Source organism: Amycolatopsis acididurans, from assembly GCF_012328925.1.
GTDB classification, from domain to species: domain Bacteria; phylum Actinomycetota; class Actinomycetes; order Mycobacteriales; family Pseudonocardiaceae; genus Amycolatopsis_E; species Amycolatopsis_E acididurans.
This window is the reverse complement of the sequence record NZ_JAAXLS010000052.1, coordinates 38,880-46,429: the sequence shown is the minus strand read 5'-3', so window position 1 is coordinate 46,429 and position 7,550 is coordinate 38,880. Positions and strand designations below refer to the sequence as shown.

At 71.0% G+C, this 7,550-nt stretch carries 11 protein-coding genes; 5 read left to right on the top strand and 6 right to left on the bottom strand.

The genetic code is table 11. The annotated features are described in order from the left end of the window. The first annotated feature begins 323 nt into the window (after window positions 1–323). A complete protein-coding gene (locus HFP15_RS36120; protein WP_168521960.1) occupies window positions 324–698 on the top strand; it encodes a VOC family protein in 375 nt (124 codons plus the stop codon). Here HFP15_RS36120 and HFP15_RS43675 read toward each other — a convergent pair. The 3 genes from HFP15_RS43675 to HFP15_RS36105 are packed head-to-tail and all read right to left on the bottom strand — an operon-like array spanning window position 689 to window position 2,380. Next, window positions 689–817: a hypothetical protein gene (locus tag HFP15_RS43675; RefSeq protein ID WP_281355732.1), complete on the bottom strand. Its 129-nt coding sequence runs from the start codon at window positions 815–817 to the stop codon at window positions 689–691. The two genes, HFP15_RS36120 and HFP15_RS43675, sit on opposite strands and share 10 nt — an antisense overlap. Before the next feature lie 10 nt (window positions 818–827). Then, complete coding sequence (locus tag HFP15_RS36110; RefSeq protein ID WP_168521959.1) at window positions 828–1,973, bottom strand: RNA polymerase sigma factor; 1,146 nt, start codon at window positions 1,971–1,973, stop codon at window positions 828–830. Further along, entirely contained in the window at window positions 1,970–2,380 is a 411-nt protein-coding gene (locus HFP15_RS36105; RefSeq protein WP_168521980.1) for a YciI family protein, read from the bottom strand. The genes HFP15_RS36110 and HFP15_RS36105 overlap by 4 nt, the downstream gene beginning before the upstream one ends. A 97-nt stretch (window positions 2,381–2,477) precedes the next feature. On the opposite strand from HFP15_RS36105, the gene HFP15_RS36100 reads away from it, so the two are divergent. Genes HFP15_RS36100 through HFP15_RS36090 form a run of 3 tightly spaced genes read left to right on the top strand, consistent with a single transcriptional unit; the run spans window position 2,478 to window position 4,985 of the window. Further along, window positions 2,478–3,314 (top strand): class I SAM-dependent methyltransferase, encoded by an 837-nt coding sequence (locus tag HFP15_RS36100; protein ID WP_168521957.1) that lies wholly within the window; start codon window positions 2,478–2,480, stop codon window positions 3,312–3,314. Window positions 3,315–3,360: 46 nt separating this feature from the next. Beyond that, on the top strand, window positions 3,361–4,062 hold the full coding sequence (locus tag HFP15_RS36095) for a Clp protease N-terminal domain-containing protein (protein WP_168521955.1): 702 nt from the start codon (window positions 3,361–3,363) through the stop codon (window positions 4,060–4,062). After that, window positions 4,059–4,985, top strand: a complete 927-nt coding sequence (locus HFP15_RS36090) for an asparaginase (RefSeq protein ID WP_168521953.1) — start codon at window positions 4,059–4,061, stop codon at window positions 4,983–4,985. Before HFP15_RS36095 ends, HFP15_RS36090 begins: the two co-directional genes overlap by 4 nt. A gap of 18 nt (window positions 4,986–5,003) precedes the next feature. Here HFP15_RS36090 and HFP15_RS36085 read toward each other — a convergent pair whose 3' ends face one another. Next, complete coding sequence (locus HFP15_RS36085; RefSeq protein WP_168521951.1) at window positions 5,004–5,915, bottom strand: NAD(P)/FAD-dependent oxidoreductase; 912 nt, start codon at window positions 5,913–5,915, stop codon at window positions 5,004–5,006. Window positions 5,916–5,993: 78 nt separating this feature from the next. Between HFP15_RS36085 and HFP15_RS36080 the strand changes: the two genes are divergently transcribed. Continuing rightward, window positions 5,994–6,569, top strand: a complete 576-nt coding sequence (locus HFP15_RS36080; RefSeq protein ID WP_168521949.1) for a helix-turn-helix domain-containing protein — start codon at window positions 5,994–5,996, stop codon at window positions 6,567–6,569. On the opposite strand, the gene HFP15_RS36075 is transcribed toward HFP15_RS36080, so the two are convergent. Together HFP15_RS36075 and HFP15_RS36070 are read right to left on the bottom strand one after the other, a co-directional pair. Beyond that, complete coding sequence (locus tag HFP15_RS36075) at window positions 6,547–7,071, bottom strand: O-acetyl-ADP-ribose deacetylase (protein ID WP_168521947.1); 525 nt, start codon at window positions 7,069–7,071, stop codon at window positions 6,547–6,549. The genes HFP15_RS36080 and HFP15_RS36075 overlap by 23 nt on opposite strands. Beyond that, on the bottom strand, window positions 7,064–7,543 hold the full coding sequence (locus HFP15_RS36070) for an ArsR/SmtB family transcription factor (protein ID WP_312871917.1): 480 nt from the start codon (window positions 7,541–7,543) through the stop codon (window positions 7,064–7,066). The genes HFP15_RS36075 and HFP15_RS36070 overlap by 8 nt, the downstream gene beginning before the upstream one ends. Between the last annotated feature and the right edge of the window lie 7 nt (window positions 7,544–7,550).

The window sequence follows — 7,550 nt, the reverse complement described above, 5'->3', positions numbered from 1 at the left end:
GAGAAACGGCCACCTACCTGAAGGACACGAAAAACCGATGAGAACCAGCCAGCGCAACACCCGTGAGAAACCCGACGTCCGCCCAGCTCGCGTCAAGATCAAACGAAAACAATCTTGAGAACCTACAACAAGCCCGGCGCATAAGCTCGCGCCATGATCACCGGGACGGCTGGACGCCTTGCACGGAAAGGCGACCCGGTGGAGAGCTGACCGCATCCTGGGCGCAACGATCGCGCCCACGACGTTCGTCGCGTGGCCCTCCCTGACAGCGCGTTGATTCCGCCTTGTCAGCCACGCATCACGAACGAAAGCGAGACAGCCTCATGACCATCACGTTCAACCACACCATCATCGCCGCCAAGGACCGCAACGAGTCCGCGCGGTTCTTCCGCACGCTCTTCGAGCTGCCGGAAGCCCCTTCGTGGGGACCGTTCACCAACGTCCAGCTGCCCGACGGAGTGCTGCTGCAGTTCGCCGAACCGCCGGTGGAGATCCAGATGCAGCACTACGCGTTCCTGGTCGACGACGACCTGTTCGACCGCGTCTACCGCAGGCTCCGCGAGCAGGGGATCGAGCACTGGGCCGACCCTCAGCTGACTCGCCCCAACGAGACGAACACCGAGCACGGTGGGCGCGGCGTGTACTTCAAGGACCCGGCCGGTCACGGACTCGAGATGATCACCCGTCCCTACCTGTAGCGCGGGGCCGTCGTCCAGGTGTGCTCGAACAGGGCCGAAGGCTCGCCGACGCGCACCGGGGCGGGCGTCGGCAGCAACAACGCTCGCACCAGGTCCTGCTCGAACCTGAATTCGGCCATGGCCACCCCGCTACCGGGCCAGGGACTGCCTCACCCGCGCGGCCTCGCGGGTGAGGTGGTCGCGTTCCGGGACGCTGGTCGCGGCGCGGGCGGCTTCGGCGTAGAGCTCCGCGGCGCGTTCGAGGTCGCCGGTGCGTTCGTGCAGGTACGCGGCCACCGCGGCGTACCGGGGCAGGTCCGGGCTCACCTCGGCCAGCGCGGCCAGCCCCGCCTGCGGGCCGTCGGCCTCCCCGACCGCCACCGCGCGGTTGAGCCGCACCACGGGGCTGCCGGTCAGCCGCAGCAGTTCGTCGTACCACTCCACGATCTGCGTCCAGTCCGTCTCGGCCGTGCTCGGCGCGTCCGCGTGCAGTGCGGCGATCGCGGCCTGCGCCTGGTACTCGCCCAGCCGGTCGCGGGCCAGCGCGGCCTGCAGGATCCCCACTCCCTCGGCGATCAGCCGGGTGTCCCACCGCGACCGGTCCTGCTCCGCGAGCGGCACCAGCCGACCGCCGGGTCCGGTGCGGGACGTGCGGCGCGCATGGTGCAGCAACATCAGCGCGAGCAGCCCCGAGACCTCGGGCTCGCCGGTCAGCGCGACGAGCGCACGGGTGAGCCGGATCGCCTCCGCCGCCAGGTCGACGTCTCCGGAGTACCCCTCGTTGAACACGAGGTAGAGCACCCTCAGCACCGTGCCGAGATCGCCCGGCTGGTCGAGCGGCAGCCCCGCGATCTTCCGCTTGGCCCGGCTGATCCGCTGCGCCATCGTCGCCTCGGGAACGAGGTAGGCCGCCGCGATCTGCCGCGTGGTCAGGCCGCCGACCGCGCGCAGCGTCAACGCGACGGCCGCGGCGGAGGGCAGCGTGGGATGCGCGCACAGGAAGTACAGCCGCAGCGTGTCGTCGGTCGCGGGCACCGGCCCGGCGGGCGGCTCGGCGTCCACCGCGAGTTCCCGGCCCCGGCGCGACGTGTCGGAGCGGGCCAGGTCGAGGAACCTGCGCCACGCGACCGTGACCAGCCACGCCTTGGGATCGCGGGGCGGGTCGTCGGCCCACGATTCGAGCGCCCGGAGCAGCGCCTCCTGCACGGCGTCCTCGGCCGACGCGAAATCCGCCCCGCGCCGGACGAGGACGCCGATCACCGCGGGCACGAGCTCCCGCAGTAGCGCCTCGTTCATTCGGTGGCCGTGGGCAGCTCGCCGTAGAAGGGCCGGACCTCGAGCCACTCGTGAATCGGCTTCCCGCCGGGCCCGGGCGCAGCGGACAGCTCCCCGGCCAGCTCGACCGCGCGGTCCCACGACTCCACGTCGAGGATGTACCAGCCGGCGATGAGGTCCTTGGTCTCGGCGAACGGCCCGTCGGTCACCGGCGGGCGCCCCTCCCCGTCGTAGCGCACGAACGTGCCCTCGGGCGAGAGCGCCTGGGTGTCGACGAACTCCCCCGTTTCCTCCAGCCGGGCCGCGAACTCGTACATGTATTGCATGTGCGCGTCGACCTCCTCCGGCGTCCACTGGTCCATCGACCCGGAGTCGACGACGGGCGCCGGGCCGCCGCGGTAGTGCTTCAGCAGCAGAACCTTCATGATCTTCTCTCCTTCGTCGTTGTCGATCGTGCCCCTGGGACGGAGCCCGCGTCGCGGTTTCGACACATCCGGCCGAAAAATCTCGGTACGGTCGGTGACCATGGCAGAAGCACCGGACAGCACGGCGGTACGGACCGCGCTCTGGCGGGCGATGCACCTCGAAGTCGATGCGCCGCCCCACGTGCTCGAGGACGACATCGGGCTGCGGCTCGTCGCACCCGAGGACGGCTGGCGCGAGCGCCCGGACATGGATCCCGAAGCGACCAAGGGGTTCCGCGCGGGCATGGTGTCCCGCGCCCGGTTCATCGAGGACCTTGTCGCCGAGCAGGCCGGGCGCGGCGTCGGGCAGTACGTGATCCTCGGCGCCGGACTGGACACCTTCGCCCAGCGCGAGCCGGAACTCGCGGCGCGGCTGCGGGTCTTCGAGATCGACCAGCCCGCCACCCAGGCCTGGAAACGGCGGCGGCTCACCGAACTCGGCTACCCCGTCCCGGATCTGGTGCCGGTCGATTTCGAGGCGGGACAGTCCTGGCTGGACCGGCTTGGTGCGGCAGGCTTCGACCGGGCGCGCCCCGCGGTCGTCGTCTCGACCGGCGTGAGCGTCTACCTGTCGAAGGAGGCCACCGCGGCCACGTTGCGCGAGGTCGCCGGACTCGCTCCCGGTACGACACTCGCGATGACGTTCATCCTCCCGGTCGAACTGCTCGACACCGCCGATCGGGCGGGCCTGCGCACGAGCACGAGCGGCGCCAAGTCCTCCGGCACACCGTTCGTCAGCTTCTACACGCCGCAGGAAATGCTGGCGATGGCCCGCGAGGCCGGGTTCGGCGAGGTCCGGCACGTGGCGGGTACCGCGCTGGCCGAGCGCTACTTCGCCGGCCGCTCCGACGGGCTGCGTCCATCAAGCGGCGAGGATTTCCTGGTCGCCACCGTTTGAGGCGCTCCCGTTGACCATGACCCCATAAGGGGTTACAAAGGGGGTTATGCCAAAGGTCAACGTGTATCTCCCCGACGAACTGGCCGAGGCGGTCAAGGACGCGGGCGTACCCGTCTCGGCGATCTGCCAGCACGCGCTCGAACAGTCGGTCAAGCGCGTCACGGCGATCCGCTCGGCGACGGTGGGCGATCTGGCCACCGAAGACCCGACGGCGAGCCTGTCCCACTTCACCGAGCGGGCGCGCAACACGATCAAGCGGGCGATCGGGCAGGCGCGCGCGGCCAAGGCCCTGAGCGTCGGCAGCGAGCACCTCCTGTACGGAATCCTCGCCGAGGAGGGCAATCTCGCGCTGCACGTGTTGCGCGCACTGGAAGTCGAACCGGAACAGGTGCGGCAGGCGCTGGCGCACGAGCCCGCCGCCACGGCCGGGGAACCCGCCGCGCGGTTCAGCGGGCCTGCCGCGAACGCGCTCGAACTGACCGTGACCGAGGCGATTTCGCTGGGACACAACTACGTCGGATGCGAACACCTGCTGCTCGGGCTGCTCGGCGAACCGGACGGCACCGCCGGGCGGGTGCTGCGCGGGCTCGGCCTCGATCAACGCTCCGCACGCCGCACCGTGGTCGCGGCGCTGTCCGGATACGCGCACCTGCGGGCCAAGACCGATCCGGCGAGCATGATCACCGCCGTCGTGCGCCAGGAACTCGCACCGCTCGTGGCGCGGATCGAGCGGCTGGAGCAACGATGAGACGCGTGCTCCTCGTGGCGACCGGGGACACGATGGCCTACCACCGGCGCGGAGTCGCGACCGCCGCGGAGCTGCTGAGGGCCGTCGACGTTCGCGGCGTCGCGGTGTCCACCGAGGACATCATGGCGGAGCCGAGCTGGGACACCTCCGCGGGCACGATGTTCACCCTCGCGCGCCGCGTGCGGGCCGCGCTGCTGGACGAGGATTTCGCCGGCGTCGTCGTGACGCACGGTCTGGACACGCTGACGGACACGGCCTTTCTCACCGATCTGATGGCGGGTCCGGCCGCGATGCGCGGCGGCATCGTGTTCACCGGCGCCCTTCGCTGCCTCGACCAGCCCGGCACCGACGGGCCCGCCAACCTGCGCGACGCGATCGCCGCGGCGGCCGATCCCGCGGCACGTGGTCTCGGCGCGCTCGTCTGCTGCCACGGCGAACTGCACGCCGCACGCTGGGCCACCCTGGTGGACGCGTCGCACCGGCCCGCGTTCTCCTCCGTGCCGCACGGGCCGTTGCGGCTCGGCCGCAGCTCGCTCCGCCGGTTTCCTTACGTGCCCGCGGAACCCGAGTCCGACGTCGCGCTGATCAAGACCTATCCGGGCATGCCGGCCTCCCTGCTGACCGCCGCCACCGACGCGGGCGCGCGAGGCCTCGTGCTGCAGGGCACCGGCGCAGGCAACGTCCCGGTGGAGCTGTTCACCACGATCGATGAGCTGTCCACTTGGGACATTCCCGTCGTCGTCGCCTCACGCGCCAGGGTCGATCCGGACGCGCCACGGCACGAGGCGACGGGCCTGGCCGAGAAGGTGGGCGCCATCAGCGCTCGTGGGCTTCCGCCGGCACACGCCCGGATCGCGGCGATGGTCGCGCTCGGCGCCGGTGGCGTGGCCGCGGTGCGCGACTGGTTCGATCGGCTGCCGTAGGGCGGGGATCGCATCTGCTCAGCCACCTGTGTCCTCGTCGACCAGGGCCATGTTGATCATCGCGCCCGCCTTCGTGCCCGCGGCGGCCGCGGCGATCACCTGAGCCGAGATGTCGGTGACGTTGCCCGCCACGTACACGCCCGGCACCGAGGTCTGCCCGGTTTCGTCGGCGGGCACGTACTCGCCCATGCCGGAGGGATGCTCGACCGTCTTCAGCCCGAGCCCGGCGAGAAAACCGGCGTGCGCCACCATCCGCGGTGCGACCGCCAGCGCGCGGCGCGGCACGACCGTCCCGTCGGCGAGGCGGATCCCGGTCAGCTCGTCGCCGGTGACCTCCAGTGCCGTGACCTGACCGTCGACCACCGCGACGCCACGCGCCGCAAGCTGCTTCAGCTCGTCGTCGCCGGGACGCGGAGCGGTGTGCGTGAAGAGTGTCAGGTCCGGGGTCAGTTGCCGGAAGAGCTTGACCTGGTGCAGCGCCATCGGTCCGGTCGACAGGACGCCGACGGGCTGGTCGCGCACTTCCCAGCCGTGGCAGTACGGGCAGTGCACCACGTCGCGCCCCCATCGCTCGGCCAGCCCGGGGATGTCCGGGATCTCGTCGGTCAGCCCGGTCGTGACCAGCAGCCGCCGTGCCCGGGCCTCGCCGCCGCCGGCCAGCGTCACGGTGAACCCGTCGCCGTCCTTGCGTGCGCCGGTCACCTCGCCGGTGATCACCTCGCCGCCGTAGGAGCGCACCTCCTCGCGGCCGACTTCGAGCAGGTCACCCGGCGGCATCCCGTCCCGCGACAGGTATCCGTGCATGTGCTCGGCGGGCGCGTTGCGCGGCCGCCGCGAGTCGATCACCAGCACCGATCTGCGGGACCGGCCCAATATCAGCGCCCCGCTCAGCCCGGCGGCCCCGCCGCCGATCACCACTACGTCCTTCATCGAAGACCACCTCCACGGCCACCGTGCGCCCGAGCCTGCCGATTTGACAAACCGTTTTGCCAAAATTGCAATAAGGGCATGGAGGACGTTCTCGCCGCGGTCGGTCCCCGCCTGCGCGCGCTGCGCAAGAAGCACAACGTGACGCTCACGGCGCTCGCGGAGACGACGGGCATCTCGGTGAGCACGCTGTCGCGCCTGGAGTCGGGGCAGCGCAAACCCAGCCTGGAGTTACTGCTGCCGCTGGCGAAGGCCTACCGGGTGCCGCTGGACGAACTGGTCGGCGCCCCGCCCACCGGCGACCCGCGCGTGCACCCGCAGCCGTTCAGCAGGCACGGCATGACGTTCATCCCGCTCACCCGCAATCCGGGCGGGCTGCAGGCGTACAAGCAGATCATGCCCGCCGGCCGGACGCCGCTGGACGCCGTGCCGGATCCGCAGGTGCACGAGGGCTACGAATGGCTCTACGTGCTCAACGGCAAGCTACGCCTGGTGCTGGGCGAGCACGACTTCGTGCTGAAGGCGGGCGAGGCGGCGGAGTTCGACACCCGTACCCCGCACTGGTTCGGCAACGCCGACGAGCGCCCCGTGGAGTTCCTGAGCCTGTTCGGACCGCAGGGCGAGCGGCTGCACGTCAGAGCCCGGCCTCGCTCCTGATTTCCGCCCACACGGCGGTGAACACGTCGTAGGCCTGCGCACCGAACAACACGAACCGCACCGTCCTGAACGGATCGTGGTCGAGCACGGTGCCGAGCGCGATCCGCGCGGCGGACTCCATCGGCCACCGGTACACACCGGCGGAGATCGCCGGGAACGCGACGCTTTCGGCACCCAGTTCCGCCGCCACGCGCAACGAATTCCGGTAGCACGAGGCCAGGATGGCGGTGCGATCCTCTTTTGCGGAGAACACCGGGCCGACGGTGTGCACGACCCATCGCGCGGGCAGCCGGCCCGCGGTCGTGGCGACGGCTTCACCGGCCGGCAGGCCGTCGGGATAGCGATCAGCACGCAGTGACCGGCATTCGGCCAGGATCTCCGGACCGCCCCTGCGGTGGATGGCGCCGTCCACCCCGCCGCCGCCGAGCAGCGACGAGTTCGCGGCGTTGACCACCACGTCGAGGTCCTGCTCGGTGATGTCGCCCTGAACCAGCTCAATCATTTTCGGCCTCCAGCAACGGGAACATCCTGGCGACGACCGCGACCGGCTTCATGCCCCGGCGTTTGCCGCGCGATTCGTAACGGGCGACCAGCGCCTCGATTTCCGTTGCCAGTTCCCGCATTTCGCGCGGCGTCAGGTTCACCACCGCGGTGACCGCCTCGTCCCGCCGCCATCGGGCCGGGGCGTGCGGACGGCGGGCCAGCCAGCGCCGGTAGTCGTCCAGATCGGGATCGGGTTGTTCCGGCAGGTCCCAGCGCAGCCGCCACGGGCGCGCGCGGCCGTCGGTACTCGGCGCCTCCTCGATCAACCCGGCCTGGGCCAGCCTGCGGAGGTGGAACGAGCACAGGCCCGAGCTGTAGCCGAGCCGCGCGGCCGCGCGGGTGGACGTGACCGTGCCCTCGCTCGCGAGCAGATCGAGCAGCGCGACCCGCACCGGATGCTCGGGCAGCGTGGCCTGATCCTCGGACGTCACTTTGCAA

What these genes read in the sequence shown, in the direction of transcription:
- HFP15_RS36080 (WP_168521949.1), top strand. Translation starts at nt 5,994, where the DNA reads ATGGAGGACGTTCTCGCCGCGGTCGGTCCCCGCCTGCGCGCGCTGCGC.
- HFP15_RS43675 (WP_281355732.1), bottom strand. Translation starts at nt 817, where the DNA reads ATGGCCGAATTCAGGTTCGAGCAGGACCTGGTGCGAGCGTTGTTGCTG.
- HFP15_RS36110 (WP_168521959.1), bottom strand. Translation starts at nt 1,973, where the DNA reads ATGAACGAGGCGCTACTGCGGGAGCTCGTGCCCGCGGTGATCGGCGTC.
- HFP15_RS36090 (WP_168521953.1), top strand. Translation starts at nt 4,059, where the DNA reads ATGAGACGCGTGCTCCTCGTGGCGACCGGGGACACGATGGCCTACCAC.
- HFP15_RS36085 (WP_168521951.1), bottom strand. Translation starts at nt 5,915, where the DNA reads ATGAAGGACGTAGTGGTGATCGGCGGCGGGGCCGCCGGGCTGAGCGGG.
- HFP15_RS36100 (WP_168521957.1), top strand. Translation starts at nt 2,478, where the DNA reads ATGGCAGAAGCACCGGACAGCACGGCGGTACGGACCGCGCTCTGGCGG.
- HFP15_RS36075 (WP_168521947.1), bottom strand. Translation starts at nt 7,071, where the DNA reads ATGATTGAGCTGGTTCAGGGCGACATCACCGAGCAGGACCTCGACGTG.
- HFP15_RS36120 (WP_168521960.1), top strand. Translation starts at nt 324, where the DNA reads ATGACCATCACGTTCAACCACACCATCATCGCCGCCAAGGACCGCAAC.
- HFP15_RS36095 (WP_168521955.1), top strand. Translation starts at nt 3,361, where the DNA reads ATGCCAAAGGTCAACGTGTATCTCCCCGACGAACTGGCCGAGGCGGTC.